Annotated in this window: 19 protein-coding genes; 11 read left to right on the forward strand and 8 right to left on the reverse strand. The window is 74.5% G+C overall.

The annotated features are described in order from the left end of the window. Positions 1-86 precede the first annotated feature (86 nt). The 7 genes from EFE23_RS01880 (at position 87) to EFE23_RS01910 (ending at position 10,875) form a co-directional block, all read left to right on the forward strand. On the forward strand, positions 87-1,652 hold the full coding sequence (locus tag EFE23_RS01880; protein ID WP_123239112.1) for an amino acid permease: 1,566 nt from the start codon (positions 87-89) through the stop codon (positions 1,650-1,652). Positions 1,653-1,723: 71 nt separating this feature from the next. Further along, positions 1,724-2,533, forward strand: a complete 810-nt coding sequence (locus tag EFE23_RS01885; protein ID WP_123239113.1) for a FadR/GntR family transcriptional regulator — start codon at positions 1,724-1,726, stop codon at positions 2,531-2,533. A gap of 60 nt (positions 2,534-2,593) precedes the next feature. Continuing rightward, positions 2,594-3,958, forward strand: coding sequence for a glutamine synthetase family protein (locus EFE23_RS01890; protein ID WP_123239114.1), 1,365 nt, complete (start codon positions 2,594-2,596; stop codon positions 3,956-3,958). Positions 3,959-4,092: 134 nt separating this feature from the next. Continuing rightward, positions 4,093-5,448, forward strand: a complete 1,356-nt coding sequence (locus EFE23_RS01895) for an aldehyde dehydrogenase family protein (protein ID WP_123239175.1) — start codon at positions 4,093-4,095, stop codon at positions 5,446-5,448. 5 nt (positions 5,449-5,453) lie between these two features. Next, a complete protein-coding gene (locus EFE23_RS01900; RefSeq protein WP_123239115.1) occupies positions 5,454-6,221 on the forward strand; it encodes a 3-oxoacyl-ACP reductase in 768 nt (255 codons plus the stop codon). 56 nt (positions 6,222-6,277) lie between these two features. Continuing rightward, positions 6,278-6,982 (forward strand): gamma-glutamyl-gamma-aminobutyrate hydrolase family protein, encoded by a 705-nt coding sequence (locus tag EFE23_RS01905; protein WP_233600821.1) that lies wholly within the window; start codon positions 6,278-6,280, stop codon positions 6,980-6,982. A 236-nt stretch (positions 6,983-7,218) separates the two neighbouring features. Next, positions 7,219-10,875 carry a SpoIIE family protein phosphatase gene (locus tag EFE23_RS01910; RefSeq protein ID WP_123239117.1) on the forward strand — a complete coding sequence of 1,219 codons (3,657 nt, stop codon included), beginning with the start codon at positions 7,219-7,221 and terminating at the stop codon, positions 10,873-10,875. A gap of 13 nt (positions 10,876-10,888) precedes the next feature. On the opposite strand, the gene EFE23_RS01915 is transcribed toward EFE23_RS01910, so the two are convergent. Then, positions 10,889-11,203 carry an STAS domain-containing protein gene (locus tag EFE23_RS01915; protein ID WP_233600822.1) on the reverse strand — a complete coding sequence of 105 codons (315 nt, stop codon included), beginning with the start codon at positions 11,201-11,203 and terminating at the stop codon, positions 10,889-10,891. 95 nt (positions 11,204-11,298) lie between these two features. On the opposite strand from EFE23_RS01915, the gene map reads away from it, so the two are divergent. Next, positions 11,299-12,156 carry a type I methionyl aminopeptidase gene (map, locus tag EFE23_RS01920; protein ID WP_123239119.1) on the forward strand — a complete coding sequence of 286 codons (858 nt, stop codon included), beginning with the start codon at positions 11,299-11,301 and terminating at the stop codon, positions 12,154-12,156. Next, positions 12,153-12,869, forward strand: coding sequence for a VIT1/CCC1 transporter family protein (locus EFE23_RS01925; protein ID WP_123239120.1), 717 nt, complete (start codon positions 12,153-12,155; stop codon positions 12,867-12,869). Before map ends, EFE23_RS01925 begins: the two co-directional genes overlap by 4 nt. Before the next feature lie 165 nt (positions 12,870-13,034). Here the strand turns inward: EFE23_RS01925 and EFE23_RS01930 are convergent, their stop codons facing one another. From EFE23_RS01930 to EFE23_RS01960, 7 genes are all read right to left on the reverse strand, one after another. After that, positions 13,035-13,772 carry a nucleotidyltransferase domain-containing protein gene (locus EFE23_RS01930; RefSeq protein ID WP_123239121.1) on the reverse strand — a complete coding sequence of 246 codons (738 nt, stop codon included), beginning with the start codon at positions 13,770-13,772 and terminating at the stop codon, positions 13,035-13,037. Positions 13,773-13,928: 156 nt separating this feature from the next. Continuing rightward, a complete protein-coding gene (locus EFE23_RS01935) occupies positions 13,929-14,396 on the reverse strand; it encodes a nitroreductase family deazaflavin-dependent oxidoreductase (protein ID WP_123239122.1) in 468 nt (155 codons plus the stop codon). Positions 14,397-14,450: 54 nt separating this feature from the next. Next, positions 14,451-17,150 (reverse strand): FtsX-like permease family protein, encoded by a 2,700-nt coding sequence (locus tag EFE23_RS01940; protein ID WP_123239123.1) that lies wholly within the window; start codon positions 17,148-17,150, stop codon positions 14,451-14,453. Next, a complete protein-coding gene (locus EFE23_RS01945) occupies positions 17,147-17,863 on the reverse strand; it encodes an ABC transporter ATP-binding protein (RefSeq protein WP_199736890.1) in 717 nt (238 codons plus the stop codon). The genes EFE23_RS01940 and EFE23_RS01945 overlap by 4 nt, the downstream gene beginning before the upstream one ends. A 43-nt stretch (positions 17,864-17,906) precedes the next feature. Beyond that, complete coding sequence (locus EFE23_RS01950; protein ID WP_123239125.1) at positions 17,907-18,488, reverse strand: PadR family transcriptional regulator; 582 nt, start codon at positions 18,486-18,488, stop codon at positions 17,907-17,909. Between the two features lie 69 nt (positions 18,489-18,557). Further along, positions 18,558-19,010, reverse strand: coding sequence for a ferritin-like domain-containing protein (locus EFE23_RS01955; RefSeq protein ID WP_123239176.1), 453 nt, complete (start codon positions 19,008-19,010; stop codon positions 18,558-18,560). Next, the gene (locus EFE23_RS01960; protein ID WP_233600826.1) at positions 19,010-19,456 is read right to left on the reverse strand and encodes a hypothetical protein; all 447 of its coding nucleotides are present in this window, start codon (positions 19,454-19,456) and stop codon (positions 19,010-19,012) included. The genes EFE23_RS01955 and EFE23_RS01960 overlap by 1 nt, the downstream gene beginning before the upstream one ends. 234 nt (positions 19,457-19,690) lie before the next feature. Here EFE23_RS01960 and rimP point away from each other — a divergent pair, with 234 nt between their 5' ends. After that, positions 19,691-20,338: a ribosome maturation factor RimP gene (rimP, locus tag EFE23_RS01965; protein ID WP_123239126.1), complete on the forward strand. Its 648-nt coding sequence runs from the start codon at positions 19,691-19,693 to the stop codon at positions 20,336-20,338. Beyond that, on the forward strand, positions 20,335-21,378 hold the full coding sequence (gene nusA, locus EFE23_RS01970; protein WP_123239127.1) for a transcription termination factor NusA: 1,044 nt from the start codon (positions 20,335-20,337) through the stop codon (positions 21,376-21,378). Before rimP ends, nusA begins: the two co-directional genes overlap by 4 nt. Positions 21,379-21,380: the final 2 nt, after the last annotated feature.

Below are 21,380 nucleotides of genomic sequence, written 5' to 3' on the forward strand. Positions count from 1 at the left end.
TCCATTGACCTGGTTCTACCCGTGGCCGCATTATCCCGTCAGACGGTGACGCAGGTCACAGTCTCCGCCCGTCCAAGGGAGACACGATGAGCTCAACGATTGAGGACGGAGTACCCCGACCCACCCCGATCTCCGACGAGGATCGGCTCGCCCAGCTGGGCTACCAGCAGGAGCTCCGCCGAAAGCTGTCCGGCTTCTCCAACTTCGCGGTCTCGTTCTCCATCATCTCCATCCTGGCCGGCGCCATCACGTCGTACGGCATCGCCATGACGGCGGGCGGCCCGCTGGCCATCACGCTCGGCTGGCTCTTCGTCGGCGTCATGGTCGTCTTCGTCGCGCTGGCCATGGCCGAGATCTGCTCGATCTATCCCACCGCCGGCGCCCTCTACTGGTGGGCCGCCGCACTGGCCAAGCGCAACAAGGCCGCCTGGGCCTGGTTCGTCGGCTGGTTCAACTTCCTCGGCGAGGTGGCGGTGACCGCCGCGATCGACTTCGGCGCCGCGATCACCACGGCGGCCTTCCTGAGCCTCGCCTTCGACATGGAGGTGACCGCCGGACGCACCTTCCTGATCTTCCTGTTGATCATCGTCGCCCACGGCCTGCTCAACACCTTCGGGGTCAATCTCGTGCGGGTCCTGTCGGACATCAGCGCCTGGTGGCACCTCGTCGGCGTGGCGGTCATCGTGGTCGTCCTCGCGATCGTGCCCGACCAGCACAAGCCCATCTCCGAGGTCTTCCTCGAGGTACGCAACGAGACCGGCTTCACCTTCGCCGGCGCGGCCGGGTACGCCGTCCTCATCGGACTGCTGATGGCGCAGTACACCTACACCGGTTACGACGCGAGCGCGCACGTGGCGGAGGAGACGCACGACGCCGCCCGCTCGGCGCCGCGCGGCATCGTCATGTCGGTGGTGGTCTCGGTCATCGCCGGCTTCGTGCTCCTGTTCGCCATCACCTGGTCCATCCAGGACTACCAGGCGGAGCGCACGACGGAGCTGGGGTTGCCCCCGGCGCAGATCTTCATCGACGCCGCCGGCCGCGACCTCGGCACGTTCCTGCTCTTCATCTGCGTGGTCGCGCAGTTCTTCTGCGGCATGGCGTCGGTCACGGCGAACTCCCGCATGGCGTACGCGTTCAGCCGGGACGGCGCCCTGCCCGGCTCGCGGATCTGGAAGCGGGTCAACCCGCGCACGGGCACGCCGACGAACTCCATCTGGCTCTGCGTGGCGTGTTCCGCACTGCTGGTCCTGCCGTCCCTGTGGAACACCACCGCCTACCTGGCGGCCACCTCGATCGCCGTGATCGGCCTCTACATCGCGTACGTGGCCCCGGTCTTCCTGCGCCGGCGCGCGGCGGACCTCGCGGTGGGCCCGTGGAACCTCGGCCGGTGGAGCGCGCCGGTCGGGTGGACGGCGATCGTCTGGGTCGCGATCATCTGCGTCCTGTTCGTGCTGCCCACGAGCAGCCCCGTCACCGCCAGCACCTTCAACTACACCATCGTCGCGGTCGGCGTCGTGCTCGGTGGCGCCTGGCTCTGGTGGGTGTTCAGTGCCCGGCGCTGGTTCACCGGCCCCCGGCACAACGTGCCGGACCCGGTGATCCCCCGGCCGGCGGCGGGTGCCGAACCGGTCAGCGAGGCCACCGCCGAGTAGGTTGCCGGGCGTGGCGGGCGGGCGCCGGAGCGCGCCCGCCACGCCGACCGGACGCGGGGAGGGGACGGCCGATGGGGACCGACGCCGGGACCGCCGGGCCGCCCGCCGCCGCCCGCGCGGCGGGCGGGGACGGGCTGTGGACGGGGGACGCCGGCACCGTGCCAGCCCTGCCGGTGTGGCGTCCGGTGCGCGGCGGCAACGCCTTCGAGATCACCGTCGCCCGGCTCGTCCAGGCCATCAAGCTCGGCATGGTACGGGTCGGCGAGCGGCTGCCGGCCGAGCGCGAGCTGGCCGACCGGCTCCAGGTCAGCCGGGTGACGCTGCGGGAGGCGATCGCGGCCCTGCGGGACGCCGGCTACCTGGAGTCCCGCCGCGGCCGGACCGGCGGCACCTTCGTCGTGTCGGCGCGGCCCGCACCCGGCGCCGGTGACGGCCGCCCGGACGCGGGAGAGCTGGCCCGCGAGATGGGTGACCGCCTGCACGACGCGTTGGACTTCCGGCGGGTGCTGGAATCGGGCGCCGCGGGGCTGGCCGCCAACCGGAGCCTGTCGGCCGCGCAGCGGCAGCACCTGGTCGCCGCGCTGGCCGCCTCCCGGGACCGGGACCCGCTCACCCGGCGCGTCTCGGACTCCCGTCTGCACCTGGCGATCGCCGCGGCCAGCGGCTCGCCGTCGCTGGCCGCCGCCGTGGCCGACGTGCAGCTGGCCCTCGACCGGCTGCTCGCCGCGATCCCGGTGATCGACCGCAATCTCGACCACTCCGACGCCCAGCACATCCGGGTCGTCGATGCGATCCTGGGGGGCGACCCGGAGGGTGCGCGTTCGGCCATGGAGGAGCACTGCGACGGCACGGCGGAATTGCTGCGCGGGCTGCTCGGGTGAGCCGGACCGACCATTGACGGATGCAAAGGTCTGGTAGTAGACCTTTCCTAGGGAGGCCCGATGAGGAAAGCTCCGCTGACGCTCGAACAGCTCCGGGTCGCGGTCGCCGAGGGCGAGATCGACACGGTGGTGCTGGCGCTCACCGACATGCAGGGCCGGTTGCAGGGCAAGCGGTTCCACGCCCCCTACTTCCTGGACCAGGTGGTCGGGCACGGCAGCGAGGGCTGCAACTACCTGCTCGCGGTCGACGTCGACATGAACACCGTCGACGGGTACGCGATGTCCAGCTGGGAACGCGGGTACGGCGACTTCGCGATGCGGCCCGACCTGGCCACCCTGCGCCGGATGCCCTGGCAGCCGGGGAGCGCCCTGCTCCTGGCCGACCTGGAGTGGCTGGACGGCTCCGGTCCGGTGGTCGCCTCACCCCGGCAGATCCTGCGCCGGCAGCTCGACCGGCTGGCCGCCCACGGGCTGACCGCGTACGCCGGCACCGAGCTGGAGTTCGTGCTCTACCGCGACTCGTACGAGGAGGCGTGGCGGCGCGGCTACCGCGAGCTGACCCCGGCCAACCAGTACAACGTGGACTACTCGCTGCTCGGCACCGCCCGGGTGGAGCCGCTGCTGCGCCGGATCCGCACCGAGATGGCCGGGGCGGGGCTGACGCCGGAGAGCGCCAAGGGCGAGTGCAACCTCGGCCAGCACGAGATCGCCTTCCGCTACGACGAGGCGGTGGCCTGCGCCGACCACCACGTCATCTACAAGAACGGGGCGAAGGAGATCGCCGCCCAGGAGGGCATGTCGATCACGTTCATGGCCAAGCCGAACGCCCGGGAGGGCAACTCCTGCCACATCCACTTCTCGCTGCGCGACGCCTCCGGCTCCTCGGCCATGCTCGGCGACGGGCCGGCGAATCTGTCGGTGACCGGGCAGCGGGTGCTGGCCGGGCTGCTCGCCACCATGCGCGAGTTCAGTCTCTTCTTCGCCCCGAACGTCAACTCCTACAAGCGCTACCAGCCGGGTTCGTTCGCCCCGACCGCGCTGCGCTGGGGCACCGACAACCGCACCTGCGCGTTGCGGCTGGTCGGCCACGGCCAGGGGATGCGGGTGGAGAACCGGGTGCCCGGGGCGGACGTCAACCCGTACCTGGCGATCGCCGCGCTGGTGGCCGGCGCGGTGCACGGCATCGAGCGGGAGCTGGAGCTGGACGACGAGTGCACGGGCAACGCGTACGACGACGCGACCGCCGAGCGGGTCCCCGGCACCCTCCGGGACGCCCTCACCCTCTGGCAGGGCTCCACGCTCGCCGTGGACGCCTTCGGCGAGGACGTCGTCGCCCACTACGCCAACCACGCGAGAGTCGAGCTAGCCGCCTTCGACGCCGCCGTCACCGACTGGGAGCTGACCCGTGGCTTCGAACGCCTCTGACCCGGCCTCCCACCCGCCCCGCCCCGCTTCCGCGATCTTGCGCTTTCGGCCCACGGTGCGGGTGATGAGCGGCTTTTGTCGGGGCGGCAAGTGCAAGATCGCCAGGGCGGGTCGGGGTTGGGGAAGGGGTGGGCGTGAGTGAGGTGGTGAACCCGGCGACGGGGGAGGTGCTGGCCGAGGTGGCACCCGCCACGGTCGGGGAGGTGGACGCGGCCATTGAACGGGCGGCTGACGCGTTCGAGGCGTGGCGGCAGGTGGGGCCGGGGGATCGGGCGCGGCTGTTGCGGCGGTTCGCCGGGGTGGTGGACGCGCACCTGGAGGAGTTGGCGCTGCTGGAGGTGCGCAACGCCGGGCACACCATCGGCAACGCGCGCTGGGAGGCGGGCAACGTCCGGGACGTCCTCGACTACTACGCCGGCGCGCCGGAGCGGCTGACCGGGCGGCAGATCCCGGTGCCCGGCGGGCTCGACGTCACCTTCCACGAGCCGCTCGGCGTGGTCGGGGTGATCGTGCCGTGGAACTTCCCGATGCCCATCGCCGGCTGGGGGTTCGCCCCGGCCCTCGCGGCCGGCAACACCGTGGTGCTGAAGCCGGCCGAGCTGACCCCGCTGACCGCGCTGCGCCTGGCCGAACTGGCCCTGGAGGCGGGTCTTCCGCCGGACGTGTTCACCGTGCTGCCGGGGCGGGGCGACGTGGTCGGCGAGCGGTTCGTCACGCACCCGGCCGTGCGGAAGGTCTGCTTCACCGGCTCCACCGAGGTCGGCACCCGGATCATGGCCGGCTGCGCGGCGCAGGTGAAGCGGGTGACCCTGGAGCTGGGCGGCAAGTCGGCGAACCTGGTCTTCGCCGACGCCGACCTGGAGCGGGCGGCAGCCACCGCGCCGTACGCGGTCTTCGACAACGCCGGCCAGGACTGCTGCGCCCGCTCCCGGATCCTGGTCCAGCGCCCGGTGTACGACCGCTTCCTGGAGCTGCTCGAACCGGCCGTGCGCGCGTTCCGGGTCGAGGACCCCGCGGCCGAGAGCGCCGAGATGGGCCCGCTGATCTCCGCCGGTCACCGGGACCGGGTCGCCGGGTACGTCGACGGGGCGAAGGTGGCCTTCACCGGCTCCCGCCCCGACGGCCCCGGCTTCTGGTACGCCCCGACCGTGCTGCTCGCCGACGGCCCGGCCGACCGGCACTGGCGCGAGGAGATCTTCGGCCCGGTGGTCTCGGTGCTCCCGTTCGACGACGAGGCGGACGCGATCCGGCTGGCCAACGACACCGAGTACGGCCTCTCCGGCTCGATCTGGACCCGGGACGTCGGCCGGGCGGTCCGGGTGGCCCGGGCGGTGGAGGCCGGCAACCTCAGCGTCAACTCGCACTCCTCGGTGCGCTACTGGACGCCGTTCGGCGGCATGAAGCGCTCCGGCCTGGGCCGCGAGCTGGGCCCGGACGCGTTGCACGCCTTCACCGACGTCAAGAACGTGTTCATCAGCACGGAGGAGTGAGCAGAGTGCAGGGTCGATTGACGGACCGGGTGGCCGTGGTGACCGGCGCGGGCAGCGGGATCGGGCTGGCCACGGTCCGGCGCTTCGCCGCCGAGGGGGCGCGGGTGGTCTGCGTGGACATCGACGCCGACGCCGGTGAGCGGGCCGCCGGGGAGGTGGGCGGGGAGTTCGTGGTCGCCGACGTGGCCGACGAGGCGGCCGTCCGGGACCTCTTCGACGGGGTGGTCGCCCGGCACGGGCGGGTGGACGTGGCGTTCAACAACGCCGGCATCTCCCCGCCGGACGACGACTCCATCCTGGAGACCGGGCTGGACGCCTGGGAACGGGTGCTGCGGGTCAACACCACCAGCGTCTACCTCTGCTGCAAGCACGTCATCCCGCACATGCGCCGGCAGGGCAAGGGCTCGATCATCAACACCGCGTCGTTCGTGGCGCTGATGGGCGCGGCGACGTCGCAGATCGCGTACACCGCGAGCAAGGGCGGGGTGCTGGCGATGACCCGGGAGCTGGGCGTGCAGTTCGCCCGCGAGGGCATCCGGGTGAACGCGCTCTGCCCCGGCCCGGTCGCCACGCCGCTGCTGCTGGAGCTGTTCGCCAAGGACCCGGAGCGGGCCGCCCGCCGCCTCGTCCACGTGCCGATGGGCCGGTTCGGCGACCCGGCGGAGATCGCCGCCGCGGTCGCCTTCCTGGCCAGCGACGACGCCTCGTTCATGACCGCCGCGCAGTTCGTGGTGGACGGGGGGATCACCGGCGCGTACGTCACCCCCCTGTGAGCGCGAGGAGTGAGCCGGGTTTGCGAGCCCCGCAGTCGCGAACGGAGACCGGCCTGGTGAGTCGGCCGCTGATCGGGATCAGCGCGTACGTCGAGCCGGCCGGCTGGGCGGTGTGGCGGGACGTGCCGGCGACGCTGGTGCCGCAGGCGTACGTCCGGGCGGTGACGGCGGCCGGCGGCCGGGCCGTGGTGCTGCCCCCGGACGACGCGGACGCGGACGTGCTGCGGGTGCTGGACGGGCTGCTGCTGGCCGGCGGCGCCGACGTCGGCCCCGAGCGGTACGGCCAGCCGCCGGACCCGCGGACCGAGAGCCGGCCGGACCGGGACGCCGGGGAGTTGACGCTGTTGGCCGCCGCGCTCGCCGCCGACCTGCCGGTGCTCGGGGTGTGCCGGGGGATGCAGCTGCTCGCGGTCGCGTACGGCGGCACGCTGCACCAGCACCTGCCGGACGTGGTCGGTCACGACGGCCACCGCCCCGCCCCCGGCGTCTACGGCTCGCACCCGGTGCGGTTCGCCGCCGGTAGCCGGGCGGGGGCGGTGATGGCCGGGGTGGACCGGGTCAACTCGTACCACCATCAGGGGGTGGCGGACGCGGGCGGCCTGACCGTGACCGGCTGGGCCGACGACGGGGTGGTCGAGGCCGTCGAGGATCCGACGCGGCGGTTCCTGCTCGGGGTGCAGTGGCATCCGGAGAACGACCGGGATCCCCGCCCGGTGACCGCCCTGGTCCGGGCCGCGGCCGGCGACCGGGGCGTGGTGTAGCGCAGATCACAGATCGGGTTTTCGTGAAATGGAAGCGGTAGTTTCCGGGCCGGCCGGCCCCCGATCAGCGGCGCTGCCCGACTCGCCGGCGGGGGACGGTTAGGTCAGGTTGAGGCCCAGGTAACCAGCGACGGCCGGCCGCACTGCGTTACGTTGCCTTTCCGTCGGGGTAGGAGACGGGGATGCCCGGCGTGCCCGCGCCGGGCGTCGTCGACAAGGCCGGAGCAGGAGGCTGCATGGGCTCGGCCCAGGGGGGCGAGGACGGCACTCGGGCGTCCTCGGGGACCGGCGAGGCGGGACTCCCACCGCTGCTGGCCGCCGCGTTCGCCGCCGGCGGCGAGATGGGCGAACGGCTGCGCGCCTTCGACTGGTCGACCACCCCGCTCGGCCCGCCGCACTCGTGGCCGCCGGCGCTCTCCCACGCGATGAGCACCATGCTCTCGTCCCGGGCGCAGATGGTGGTCTTCTGGGGCCGGGACCACCTCGCCTTCTACAACGACGCCTACCGGCCGACCATCGGCGACAAGCACCCGGCGGTCATCGGCCGGGCGGCGCGCGAGCACTGGGCGGAGACCTGGGACGTGCTGGGGCCGCTGCTGGACGGGGTCCACCGCACTGGCGTGCCCTACCGGGGCGAGAACCATCCCTTCGTGCTGAACCGGCACGGCTTCCTCGAGGACGTCTACTTCGACATCTCGTACGACCCGATCCGCGAGGCCGACGGCGGCGTCAACGGCGTGTTCTGCTTCGTCAACGAGACCACCGGGCGGGTGCTCGGCGAGCGCCGGCTGCGCGCGCTGGCCGAGTTGGGCACCGCGCTCGCCGATGTGCAGAGCACCGTCGAGCTGGGCCGGACCGTCGCCCGGGTGCTCGACGCGCACCGGGCCGACGTGCCGTTCAGCGCGATCTGGCTGAACGACGGGGACGGCAGCGCGGCGCTGGCCGGTTGCGCGGGTGTGGCGCCGGGCGCGTTGTCCGGGGGGCCGCCGGAGCCGGGCCCGGCGGAGAGCGGCGCCCGCTGGGTGTCCGTCGCCGACCTGCTCGGCGAGGTGCCGCCGGACGCCGCCGACCAGGCCCTGGTGCTGCCCCTCACCGCCACCAACGAGCCGGCCGGCGTGCTGCTGCTCGGCGTGGCCCGTCGGCTGCCGTTCGGCGACGACTACCGGGACTTCGTCGAGCTGGTCGCCGCCCAGGTGTCCCGGGCGGTCGGCCAGCAGCGCGCGTACGAGCAGGAACGGGTCCGCGCCGCCGAACTGGCCGCGCTGGACCGGGCCAAGACCAACTTCTTCGCCAACGTCAGCCACGAGTTCCGCACCCCGCTCACCCTGGTCCTCGGCCCGCTGGAGGACCTGCTCGCCGACCCCGCGCTGCCGGCGCCGTACACCGAGCGGCTGGGCATGATGCACCGCAACGCGCTGCGGCTGCTCAAGCTGGTCAACACGGTGCTGGACTTCTCCCGCCTGGAGTCCGGCCGGCTGGCCGCCCGCTACCAGCCCACCGACCTGGCCGACTACACCTCCCGGCTGGCCAGCACCTTCCGCTCGGCCACCGAACGGGCCGGGTTGCGCCTGGTCGTTGACTGCCCGCCGCTGCCCGCGCCGGTCTACGTCGACCGGGACATGTGGGAGAAGATCGTCCTCAACCTGGTCTCCAACGCCGTGAAGTTCACCTTCGACGGCGAGATCCGGGTCCGGATCCGCGCCCACGAGGGCGCCGCGGTCCTGTCGGTCGCCGACACCGGGGTCGGCATCGCGCCGGACGAGCTGCCGCAGGTGTTCGAGCGGTTCCACCGGGTGCCGGGGGCCCGCTCGCGTACCCACGAGGGCACCGGCATCGGGCTCGCCCTGGTCCGCGAGCTGGTGGAGATGCACGGCGGCACGGTGCGGGCGGACAGCGCGGTGGACCGGGGCACCACGTTCACGGTGACCGTTCCGTTCGGGTACGGCCACCTGCCCGCCGACCGGGTGGCCGCGCTCGCGCCGGTGCCGCTGAGCGAGTCGGAACAGGCGCGGCTCTACGTGGCCGAGACGGCGCTCTGGACCGACGAGGCCACGTCCCCCGGCGACCTGCCCGAGCCGACCGCCGGGCCGGCCGGGTCGGGCCGGATCCTGCTCGCCGACGACAACGCCGACCTGCGCGAGCACGTCAGCCGGCTGCTCTCGCCCGCCTACCAGGTGGTTGCCGTGCCGGACGGGGTGGAGGCCCTGCGGCTCGCCGTCGACTCGCCGTTCGACCTCGTGCTTACCGACGTGATGATGCCCCGGCTGGACGGCTTCGGTCTGGTCACCGCGCTGCGGGCCAACCCGGTCACCCGGGGAGTGCCGATCGTGATGCTCTCCGCGCGGGCCGGTTCGGCCGAGGAGGTCGCCGGGCTCGCCGCCGGCGCCGACGACTACCTGACCAAGCCCTTCTCCAGCCAGGAGCTGATCGCCCGGGTCCGGGCCAACGTCGAGCTGGGCCAGCTGCGCGGGCAGATCATCCGCCGCCTGCGCGCCCTCGCCGACGCGGCCGTCGCGATCAACACCGCCCGGTCCACCGCCGACGTGGTGCAGGTCGCCGCCCGGCACGCGCTCAGCCTCGCCGAGGCCGTCCGGGTGGTGGTCACCGCCACCGGCGCCCGGTACGAGGCGGACGGCGGCGGGGACGCTCCGCTCGAGCCGTCGGCGGTGCTGCCGCTGACCGGGACCACCGGCGAGCAGCTCGGCGAGCTGCGGGTCTGGCGCCGGGAGGACGGCGGCACCGAGCAGGCCGCGCTCACCGAGCTGGCCCGGCTGGTCGGCGTACGGCTGGAGAACGCCCAGCTCTACGAGGCCGAGCACCGGATCGCCACGACGCTCCAGCACAGCCTGCTGCCCCGGACGTTGCCGCAGCTGCCCGGCGCGCTGGTGGCCAGCCGCTACCTGCCCGGCAGCGCCGACGTCGAGGTCGGCGGCGACTGGTACGACGTGATCCGCACCCCGGACGACGAGCTGGTCCTGGTCATCGGCGACGTGGTGGGCAAGGGGGTCCGGGCGGCCGCCGCGATGGGGGAGCTCCGCAACGCACTGCGGGCGTACGTGCTGGAGGGTTTCCCCCCGGGAGCGGCGCTGACCCGGCTCAACCATCTGGTCGGCTCCACCGAGGGCGGCTCCTTCGCCACCGTGCTGTGCCTCTGGTTCGCCCCGCGCACCGGCCGGCTCCGGTACGCCAGCGCGGGCCACCCCTCGCCCCTGTTGATCCGGGAAGGCGACGTGACGTTGCTGCACGACCGCGCCCTCGGGCCGCCGGTCGGCGCGATCCCGGAGACCGAGTACCCGACCGTCGAGGGCGAGCTGGCCCCCGGCGACCGGCTGCTGCTCTACACCGACGGCCTGGTCGAGGAGCGGCGGCTCGGCGTCGACGCCGGCCTCGACCAGCTGCGGCGCGACGCGGCCACCCGGGGCGAGCACGTGGCCGACCTGGTCGACGCGGTGGTCGAGCGGGTGGCCGGGCGGGCCCGGCACGACGATGTGGCGGTGCTGGCGCTGGAGGCGGCCGAGCTGAACCGCTTCGCGCTGCGGCTGCCGGCCGATCCGACCCGGCTGAGCGTGTTGCGCAAGCGGCTGGAGGACTTCCTCGTCGCGCACCACGTCGGCGAGACCGACCTGTTCGACCTGACGGTGGCGATCTCCGAGGCCGCCGCGAACGCCATCGAACACCCGGTCTCCCCGGTCGAGGCGGTGATCGCCGTCGAGGTGACGATCGAGGACCGGACGGTGATCGCGACCGTCCGGGACACCGGGCGGTGGCGGGAGTCGAGCGGCTCCAGCTTCCGCGGTCGTGGCCTCGCGCTGATCGAGGCGCTCGGCGAGCTCTCGGTCACCCGGACGGCCGACGGCACCACGGTGACGCTGCGCCGCCGGCTGGCGGACTGAGCCACCCCGCCGCTCAGGCGGGTGCCAGCCAGTCCTGCCCGCCGAGGCCGGAGATCTCCAGCACCCGGTGCACCTGGCGGGACGGCAGCACGGTGAGCGCGCCCGGGAACCGTTGGGCCAGCCGGACCACGGCGTGGATCGCCGCCGAGTCGAAGAAGGTGACCGCGCGCAGGTCGAGCGTGACCCGCCGGGCCGGCTCGCGGAGGACGGTCTGGAACATGGTGTCGGCGGTGGCCATGTCGACCTCGCCGGCCACGGTGACACGGAGGTGGTCACCGTCGACCTCCGCGGTCGCGGAGAAGACGGAAGATGCGCCTTCTTGATCCACGGAGCAACAATGGCACAGCGCTTGGGGCACGGCAACAACCCGGCCGAGCGGGCCGTGGCGGGGGTCACCCCGGCACGCGGCGATAGGCTGTGCCCATGACCGTCCGTGCGCCGCTGACCCCCGGCACGCTCTCCCCGTGGCGAGCGGTGCCCGCTCACATCCCGCGCCCCGAGTACGTGGGCAAGAAGCGCCCACAGGAGTGGCGGGGCTCGCACGTGCAGACGCCGGAGACCATCGAGAAGATGCGGGTCGCCGGCCGGCTCGCCGCCCAGGCCACCCAGCTCGCCGGCGAGCACTGCAAGCCGGGGGTGACCACCGACGAGATCGACAAGGTGGTCCACGAGTTCCTCTGCGACCACGGCGCCTACCCGTCGACGCTGGGCTACAAGGGCTTCCCGAAGTCCTGCTGCACCAGCCTCAACGAGGTGATCTGCCACGGCATCCCGGACTCGACGGTGCTGCAGGACGGCGACATCATCAACGTCGACGTCACCGCGTACATCGGCGGAGTGCACGGCGACACCGACGCCACCTTCTGCGTGGGCGAGGTGAGCGAGGAGGCCCGCCTGCTGGTGGAGCGGACCCACCAGGCGATGATGCGCGGCATCAAGGCGGTCGCGCCGGGGCGGCAGATCAACGTCATCGGCCGGGTCATCGAGTCGTACGCGAAGCGGTTCGGCTACGGCGTCGTCCGCGACTTCACCGGTCACGGCATCGGCGAGTCCTTCCACAGCGGCCTGTACGTGCCGCACTACGACAGCCCGCGGCCCACGGACGTGATGGAGCCCGGCATGACCTTCACCATCGAGCCGATGATCACCCTCGGCACCCACCAGTACGACATGTGGGACGACGGTTGGACGGTGGTCACCAAGGACCGCAGGTGGACGGCGCAGTTCGAGCACACCATCGTCGTGACCGACGACGGCTACGAGATCCTGACCCTGCCGTGACCGAGACCCCGGCGGCGCTGCGCGAGGCGCACCACGCGGACGTGGCCGGCGGCTGGCTCCGGCCGGCCGTGTTCGGCGCGATGGACGGCCTGGTCACCAACATCGCCCTGATCGCCGGCGTCGGCGGCGGGGGCGTCTCCCCGCGCAGCGTCGTGCTCACCGGCACCGCCGGCCTGGTCGCCGGGGCGATCTCGATGGGGCTGGGGGAGTACACCAGCGTCCGGTCGTCCAACGAGCAGGTGGCCGCCGAGGTGGCCAAGGAGCGGCGCGAGCTGGAGCGGCACCCCGAGGCGGAGGCCCGCGAGCTGGCCGAGGCGTGGGTGGCCCGTGGCCTGCCCCGGGACCTGGCCCTGCAGGTCGCCAACGAGATCCGGCGCAACCCCGAGGAGGCGCTGCGGATGCACGTCCGGGAGGAGCTGGGCATCGACCCGGACGAGCAGCCGAGCCCCTGGGCGGCGGCCGTCTCCTCGTTCCTCTGCTTCTCGCTGGGCGCGCTGGTGCCCCTGATCACCTACCTGCTCGGCTTCACCAGCCTCTGGCTGGCGCTCGGGGTCGGCGGGGTGGGCCTCTTCGTGGCCGGCGCGATCGTCGCCCGGTTCACCCACCGCCCCTGGTGGTCCAGTGGGCTGCGCCAGTTCCTGCTCGGGGCGCTGGCCGCCGCCGCGACCTACCTGGTCGGCACTCTGATCGGAGTCCAGGGCGGCCTCGGCTGACCACGCTGCAGGTGACCGTGAGCGCCGGGCACCGTCGACCAAGATCGTGCTGAACCCAGGATGTGGTGGCCTCGCGCCGCGCCGAGGCCACCACATCCAGGATCGGGCGTGCTCCCCTGCATTGACCGAGCAGCCAGCGGAGGGCGGGGTGCGCGAGGGACGGCGTCAGCCGTTCAGGAGATCGTCGACGGTGCCGTCGACCGGGCGGCCCCGGGCGGCCAGCTCCTCGGCCTGCCGGGTCAGCACCGCGCCCACCTCGGTCATGTCGGCGCCGGCCAGCCCGGTACGCCGCACCGCGTCGCCCGGGTCGCGGAAGTAGGTGCGGCTGAACAGCCCCTGTACGGTGGCCGCCGCGAGGCGGGCCTCGCCGAGCATGAGCAGCGCCTGATCCGTCTCGTACCACTCGGCGAGCCGCAGCGCCCGGGCGTGCGCCGCGCTGCCCCGGTACCACGCCTGCCGGGCGGCGGCGGTGAACTCCGCCGGGCGGGCCCGGGCCAGCCGGGCCAGGTGCTCGTCGCGCAGCGTGCGCAGCCAGCCGGTCGGGTCGTGCAGCGCCCGGGTGGTGACGTACCGGTCGGCGGCCAGCGGCCAGAGCGGGGTGATCGTCCGGGCCTGCCGCAGGTAGTCGTCGGCGCCGGCGACGGTGAGGTCGACCAGCACCCCGGCCACCCGCCGGGTGGCCGGGGCCGGTCCACCGCCCGCTCGGTAGGTCGCCAGCAGCAGGCTCACCTCGCCGTCCCCGCCACCGTCGTCGTCGCCGTGCGCGAGCGGCCCGTGCACCGCCACGGCGAGAATGTCCGCGGGGAACCGGCGCAGCGCCCCGTCGCTCACCCGCTCGGCGACGCGCCAGCGGGGGTCGTCCAGGTAGCGGTCGGTCTCCAACTCGGTGCCGCCGGTGTCCACGGTCCACCTCCGGTCCGGCGACCGGGCGGCCCGACGGCGGCCCGGCGCACGTCGACCAGCCTATCCAGGCGGCGCGGACCCACCCGTTCGCCTCGCCCGGCCGGTCTCGGTCACGTCCCGGACGGTTGCGCCGCGGCGGGGCGCGGACCAGGGCGGTCAGGGGGTGGGGACCAGGCGGAAGACCCGGATCTCGCGGCCGCCGGCCCGTTCCACGTACGTCCGGTAGGCCGGCCACTCGTCGACCAGGCGGGCGAAGAGCCGCTCCCGCTCGTCGCCGTTGATCAGTTCGGCGCGGACCGGGACCCGGCGTCCCCGCACGTCGATCTCGGCGGCGGGCTGGGCGAGCAGGTTCAACGACCACGCCGGCTGGTGCTGCTGTCCCCAGTTCGAGCCGATCACCACGTACGCGTCGCCGTCCGGCACGTACAGCAGGGGGTTGCTGCGCGGCTTGCCGGAGCGGCGGCCGGTGGTGGTGAGGACCAGGGAGGGCACCAGCCCGAACGCGATCACCCGGCCCTTCGTGAGCCGGCCGACCAGCCGGTCGGCGGGGACGAGCAGGCGCATGGTGGCGGCGAACCACTTCTGGTGGCCGAGGCGGCGGGTGAGGCTTCCCAGGGCGGACACCCGCCCAGTGTGCCGGCCCCGGCCCCGGCGCGACACCCCCTGTGCGTCCCGCGCTCAGTCCAGCCGGCGTTCCACCGGCAGCCGGGACCGGGTGAACAGTCCCGCGCCCAGCATGGCCACCAGCGGCACCACCGCCAGCACGGCGACGGTCAGCCCGGGCACCACCAGTGGGTACGGCTCCTGCGCCGGCCACGCCTGCGCGTACCGGCTGTTGAGCGAGACCAGGATGATGGCCGCGGAGCCGAGGCCGGCGGCCAGCCCGAGCACCGAGCCGAGCACGGCGATCACCCCGGCCTGGCAGATCGACAGCAGCCGGCGTACCCGGGGATCGGCCCCGACCGCGGCGAGCGTGGCGAGGTCGCGGCGGCCCTCGGCGGCGGCGAGGCCGGTGGCCACCCCGGCCGCGCCGAGCGTGATCAGCCCGGCGCCGGCGGAGAGCAGCAGCAGCAACGGCCGCTGGTCGGTGCGGTGCTCCTCCTCCACCTCGACGTTCAGCGCGGCGAGCGGGGCCAGCTCGACGGCGAGCCGCTCCCGCTCCGGCGCGGTGGGTGGCCCGGCGGTGTCGATCACGTAGCCGAGCTGCCCGCCGACCAGTCCGACGGCGGCCGCGGCCGGCGGGGAGAGCACGAGCCGGTCGACCGGCAGCCCACCGCGCAGTAGGTACCCGGGGAAGGTGGCCGTGGCCGTGGCCGCGGGCGCGGCGTGGCTGACGGCGACCGTGACCCGGCCGTCCACCAGGAGCCGGGGGTCGGTGACCACCACGCCGCCCGCCCCGAGCACCCGGGTCGCGGCGGCGATCTCCGCGGCGGGGGCGTGGGTCAGCGCGGCCAGCGCGGTGCCGTCGTCCACCGACGTGGGCTGGTAGAGGCCGGTCGGGTCGCGGAACGGCCGGACGCAGCGGGGGTCGGCCAGGGCGCGGGTGCGGTCGGCCTCGGTGAGCGTGTCGCCCGGGCGGTACGGGCAGCGCCGTTCGGCTGGCAGCACCGCCGAGGCCAGGCAGAAGTCCTGCTTGGACAGCCGCTTCGCGCAGTCCGGTACGGCGAGCGGGGCGACGGTCGCGTCCGGCAGCACCGCCCGCACCCGGTCCGCGACCTCCCGGACCGGCGGCAGCGCACCGTCGACCAGGTCGCCGCCGCGCAGCAGCAGCACGTTGCCCGGGGGCATGCCGGGCTGCCACTGCGCCCGCCCGCGGGCGTCGTCGGCGGCCACGTAGACGCCCAGGGCCACGCTGCCGGCGACCGCCGCCATCACGGCGGAGATGGCCGGCGCGGCGGAGGAGCGGTTGCGGCTGGCGTCGCGCAGCGCGAGCCGGGGCGCCAGCGGCAGCAGCCGCCCGGCCCGCGCGAGCAGCCCGACCAGCGTCGGGGTGGCGAAGACCAGGCCCAGCTCGCCGAGGATCAGGCCGGCCAGCACCACGGTCGGGGAGGTCCGGGCGGAGCCGAGCGCGGCGACGGTGGCCCCGGCGGCGGTGAGCAGCACCCCGAGTACCAGCCAGCGGCGGCGGTGCCGGGGCGGCTGGCGCCGCCCGGCCAGCCCGGCGACCACGTCCTGCCGGGCCGCGGTCCACGCTGGGGCGAGCGCGGCCAGCACGCCGGCCAGCACCGCCACCGCGGCGATCGCGGCCAGGGCGGAAGGGAAGACCCGGTACCCGCCGGACCGGGCGGACATCAGGTACTGCTCGACCAGGGGCCGCCCGGCGAACGCGGCACCCACCCCGAGCAGCAGCCCGAGCGCCGCGCCACCGGCCCCGAGCACCACGCCGTCGGCCAGCACGATCCGGCGCAGGTGCGCGGCGTCCCCGCCGGCCACCGCGACCAGGGCGAGGTCCCGCCGCCGCCGGCGTACGCCCACCGCGAAGGCGGGGCCGACCAGCAGCACCACCTCCAGCAGGCCCAGCCCGCCGACGAGGAGGCTGTTGCCCGCCTGCTCGGGGTCGGGCAGGCCCCGTCCGGTGACGGTCTCCTCCCGGCCGGGCAGCGGGACCCGGCCGGCGACCACGATCCCGCGCTGGTTGAGCCGGTCCAGCAGGGCCCGGTCCGCCGGTCCGGGCAGGTCCACCAGCCAGCTGTCGTCCACCGGCCCGGCCGGCCCGCGGAGCGCCGCCGGCGGCAGCACCACCAGTTCCCCGAGGTCGTCCGCGAACTCCACCACGCCGACCACCCGGTAGCTCGTGCCGTCGGCGGTGCGCACCGGCTCGCCGAGGCGTACGTCCAGCCGGCGCTGGGCCCGCGGGCTGACCGCGATCTCGTCGGGGGCGGTCGGCCGCCGGCCTTCGCGCAGCCTGGCGAGGGGCCGGGCGAGCGGGTCGGTGAGGTCGAGGGCGCGCGCGTTGAGCGACCTGATCCGGTTGCCGAACGGCACCTCGAACGACATCCACCAGCGGACCCGGGTGACCCGGCTGCCGGCCGGCAGCAGGCTCGTGACCTGGTCTGCCGTCACCGCCCGGGTCAGCGGCACGCTCTCCGCCTCGCCGGCCGGCCAGTAGCTGCTGCCCCAGGCGTCCTGTTGCTGGGCGCTGTCGGCCACCCAGCGCAGTTCGACATCGGCCGCGCCGAGCCGCCGGTCCAGCTGTTCCGCCCGGGTCAGCTGCGCCATGTCGTAGCTCACGGCGGTGAAGGTGAGGCCCAGCACGGGCAGCGTGATCATCGCCAGCACCAGCGCCGTACGCCCCCGGGCCCGGCGGGCCTCGCGCCGGGCGATCCGCAGCGCGGCGCGCCAGGAGCCCAGCGCGGCGGCGAGCCGGCCCCGGCTCACCGTTCGCTGCCGCTGAGCAGCTGCTCGACGCCGGGCAGCGGCGCCGTCGCGTCGACCAGATCCCCGTCCCGCAGGAAGACCACCCGGTCGGCCCAGCCGGCGTGCCGCGCCTCGTGGGTGACCAGCACCCCGGCCGCGCCGGCGTCCACCCGGCGGCGCAGCAGGTGCAGCACCGCCTCCCCGGTCTGCGAGTCGAGCGCGCCGGTGGGTTCGTCGGCGAGCACCAGGCGGCGATCGCCGACCAGCGCCCGGGCGATCGCCACCCGCTGCTGCTGGCCGCCGGACATCTGGTCGGGGAACCGGTCGCCCAGCCCCGCCACGCCCACCTCGTCGAGCGCGGCCAGCGCGGCCCGGCGGGCGGCCCGGACGCCGACGCCGTCGAGTTCCAGGGGCAGCGCGACGTTCTCCACCGCGGTGAGGCTGCCGAGCAGGTTCAAATCCTGAAAGACGTACCCGATCCGGCGGCGCCGCAGCCGGGCCAGCTCCCGCGCGCCCAGGCCACCGAGCGGTTCCCCCTCGACCAGGACCTCTCCGCCGGTCGGGCGGTCCAGCCCGCCGGCGAGCGCCAGCAGGGTCGACTTGCCCGAGCCGGACGGGCCCATCACCGCGACCAGCTCGCCGGCCCGGACGGCCAGGCTGACCCCGCGCAGCGCGTGCACGGCCGCCGCGCCCGCGCCGTGGGTCCGGTGCGCCTCCCGCAGTTCCAGCACCACGCTCACCGCGGTTCCTCCGTCTCCCGCCGGACCGGCCCCCGGCTCACCGGCGGGCCGCCTCGTCGGTCCGGTCCACCGCCTCGGGGCGGCCGGTCGGCCGGCCGGTCGCGGGACGGTAGCGGACCAGGCTGGTCTCGCAGTGGTCGAGCCAGCGGATCTCCGCCTCGGCCTGGAAGATCATCGCGTCCAGCACCAGCCGCCAGGGCAGATCCTCCGGCTTGTCGCTGGCGTACTTCAACCGGGTCAACTCCTGCAGCGCGCGCATGGTGGCGCTGCGCTGGGTCTGCACCACCCCGCGCACGTCCACGCCGGGGGTGGTGAGCGCCAGGGCCAGCTTGATCGACAGTTCGTCCCGGGGGCGGTCGGCGTGGCTGATCGGGGTCGCGAACCACAGCGCCAGGTCCGCCCGGCCGGCGTCGGTGATCTCGTACGGCCGCTGCCCGGCCTCGCTCTCCGGCAGCGGGCGGACCAGGCCGTCGCGTTCCAGCCGGGCGAGCGTGGTGTAGACCTGCCCGATGTTCAGCGGCCAGGTGGCGCCCGTGGACTCCTCGAACGCGGCGCGCAACTGGTACCCGTACATCTGGCCGCGTTCGAGCAGGGCGAGCAGGCCGTGACGGATGGACATGGCGAGGAGTATGCATACCTGGTATGCGGACCGCAACCGGAGCGATCCGCGGGGTGACCGGGCCGCCGCTCAGACCGGCCGGCCGGGGAACGGGATCGTGATCGGGCTCACGCCGGCGGCGCGCCGCCAGCGGGTGGCCCGCAGCGCGCAGTCGGTCAGCGCGGCGAGGGCCTGATTCCGGTCGGCGCCGGTGCTGTGCGGCAGCGCCGCCCGCCAGTGGCCGGCCGTGCGCTCCTCAATCTCGACCGCCAGCTTCACCGCGCTCGCCCGGTCGGTCACCGGGTAGGGCAGGGCGTACCCGGCCCGGTCGGCGGGAACCTGACCGCCGCCCGTGCTGAGCTGGAGGATCAGGGCGTCCCGGCGGGACCGGTGGGCCGCCTCGGCGCTGCGGGCGGCCCGCCGGTCGTCGTCGGCGAGGTGTACCCCGATCACCCCGTACGCCCAGATCGCCGCGTACTCGGCGGTGAGCGCGTCCGCCCGGGCCTGGGCCGGCCCGCCGCCGGTCGGTGCGGTGCGCGGGATCACTTCAGCGCCTCCACGTGGGTCGCCCGGGCGGCGGCGATCGAGCCGAGCAGCGCGACCCGCTCGGCCGGCGCGGCGGCACACGCCTTCGCCGCGTTCGCCCGGCCCTGCTGCTCCGCCTGGCGCAGCCCGGCCACCAGGCCGTCCGGGTCGGTCCCGGCCGGCGTCGGGGTGGCGGCGGGGGAGCCGCTGGGTGCCGGCCGGCCGATCACCTTGCGCAGTTCCTCCGCGTGCGCGCGATGGGCGTCGGCGATCGCGGTGAGCCGGTCGGCCAGGTCCGGTGCGGCGGCGACCGCGGCCCGGTGGCGGGCCTCCAGGGCGAGCGACTCCGCGGCGAGCGGTTCGAGGGGGTCCGGTCCGCGGGAGTCGTCGTCGCGGTCCAGAAGATCACAGCCGGTCAGCGGCGCGGCGGCGCCGCCGAGCGCGACCAGCGCCCCGGCGCGCAGGAGATTCCGCCGGGTATGTCCCGCTGCTTCCTGAGATCGTGTCGTTCTGCCGGTCGCCACCGGACAAGTCAACACCATCCGTGCCGGGTCGTGGGCCCATCGGCGTCGGTGCGCCGCCGGGTCCACCGGCCGGCCCGCGCGTTACGCTCTGCGCAGCCACCGGGCGCATTCGCCCCGGTGGCGTGCCGGCATGGCGGGCCGATCGGCCCGTCGGAACACCAGAAGGGTGCGCAGATGACGCAGCGTGGCCGTGCCACCAGGCCGACGGGGCCCTCCGGGCGACCCCGCCGGTCCGCCGGGCCCCGTACCGGGGACCCGAGCGGCGCGCCCCGCGGTGACCTGGCCGCCCGCCGGGCCCGGCTGCGCGAGGTGATCGAGCCGGTGGTCACCGCCGCCGGGTACGACCTCGAGGACCTCTCCGTCTCCCGCGCCGGTCGCCGGCACGTGGTCCGGGTGATCGTGGACGCCGACGGCGGGATCAACCTGGACGCCGTCGCCGACGTCTCCCGGGCGGTCTCCGCCGCGCTGGACGCGGCCGAGGAGGCCGGTGGCGACATCGTGGCCGGGGAGTACCAGCTGGAGGTCAGCTCGCCCGGCGTGGACCGGCCGCTCACCCTGCCCCGGCACTGGCGGCGCAACGTCGGCCGGCTGGTCAAGGTGACCGTGCGGGGCCCCGAGGGGGACCGGCAGCTCACCGGCCGGGTGGCCGGGGCGGACGACGAACACGTGGCGCTGGAGACCGACGCCGGCCGCGTGGACCATTCCTACGCCGAACTCGGACCCGGCCGGGTCCAGGTGGAGTTCAGCCGCCTCGACGAGATCGACGAGGCGGACGAGTTCGGTGACGACGACGAAGATGATGTGGAGGACGAGGAGAGGTGAACATCGACCTCGCGGCGCTGCGCGCACTGGAGCGCGAGCGGGAGATCCCGTTCGACACCATCCTCGCGGCGATCGAGACCGCGCTGCTGACCGCCTACCGGCACACCGAGGGCGCCGAGCCGCACGCCCGGGTGGAGATCGACCGCAAGACCGGGGCCGCCTCGGTCTACGCCCAGGAAGTGGACGCCGACGGCACCGTGGTGCGGGAGTGGGACGACACCCCGCACGACTTCGGCCGGATCGCCGCCATGACCGCGAAGCAGGTGATCCTCCAGCGGCTGCGGGAGGCCACCGACGAGGTGCACTTCGGTGAGTACGTCGGCCGCGACGGCGACCTGGTCACCGGCGTGGTGCAGGCGCACGAGGCGCGGGCCGAGAAGGGCATCGTCAGCGTCGACCTGGGCAAGCTCGAGGGCGTCCTGCCCCAGTCCGAGCAGGTCCCCGGCGAGCGGTACGCGCACGGCGAGCGGATCCGCTGCGTGGTGGTGCACGTGGCCAAGGGAATGCGCGGCCCGCAGATCACGTTGTCCCGTTCGCACCCGGCACTGGTGAAGAAGCTCTTCGCCCTCGAGGTGCCGGAGATCGCCGACGGCACCGTGGAGATCGGGGCGATCGCGCGTGAGGCGGGTCACCGGACGAAGATCGCGGTGCGCTCGACCGCTCCCGGCGTGAACGCCAAGGGCGCCTGCATCGGCCCGATGGGCCAGCGGGTGCGCGCGGTGATGAGCGAGCTGCACGGCGAGAAGATCGACATCATCGACTGGTCGGACGATCCGGCCACCTTCGTCGGCAACGCGCTCTCGCCGGCCAAGGCCCTGCGGGTCGAGGTGGTCGACCTGGCCAGCCGGACCGCCCGGGTCACCGTCCCGGACTTCCAGCTGTCGCTGGCGATCGGGCGGGAAGGGCAGAATGCCCGGCTTGCTGCGCGGTTGACCGGTTGGCGGATCGACATCCGCTCCGACGCCGAGCAGCCGGGTGGGGCCGCGCGGAGCGGAGCTGATCACGTACCCGAGCCGGGCGGCGCGATCTCGAACAGCTAGGG

The sequence above is a fragment of the Micromonospora solifontis genome, from assembly GCF_003725545.1.
Lineage (GTDB): Bacteria > Actinomycetota > Actinomycetes > Mycobacteriales > Micromonosporaceae > Micromonospora > Micromonospora solifontis.

What these genes read in the sequence shown, in the direction of transcription:
- EFE23_RS01880 (WP_123239112.1), top strand. Translation starts at nt 87, where the DNA reads ATGAGCTCAACGATTGAGGACGGAGTACCCCGACCCACCCCGATCTCC.
- EFE23_RS01885 (WP_123239113.1), top strand. Translation starts at nt 1,724, where the DNA reads ATGGGGACCGACGCCGGGACCGCCGGGCCGCCCGCCGCCGCCCGCGCG.
- EFE23_RS01890 (WP_123239114.1), top strand. Translation starts at nt 2,594, where the DNA reads ATGAGGAAAGCTCCGCTGACGCTCGAACAGCTCCGGGTCGCGGTCGCC.
- EFE23_RS01910 (WP_123239117.1), top strand. Translation starts at nt 7,219, where the DNA reads ATGGGCTCGGCCCAGGGGGGCGAGGACGGCACTCGGGCGTCCTCGGGG.
- map (WP_123239119.1), top strand. Translation starts at nt 11,299, where the DNA reads ATGACCGTCCGTGCGCCGCTGACCCCCGGCACGCTCTCCCCGTGGCGA.
- EFE23_RS01950 (WP_123239125.1), bottom strand. Translation starts at nt 18,488, where the DNA reads ATGTCCATCCGTCACGGCCTGCTCGCCCTGCTCGAACGCGGCCAGATG.
- rimP (WP_123239126.1), top strand. Translation starts at nt 19,691, where the DNA reads ATGACGCAGCGTGGCCGTGCCACCAGGCCGACGGGGCCCTCCGGGCGA.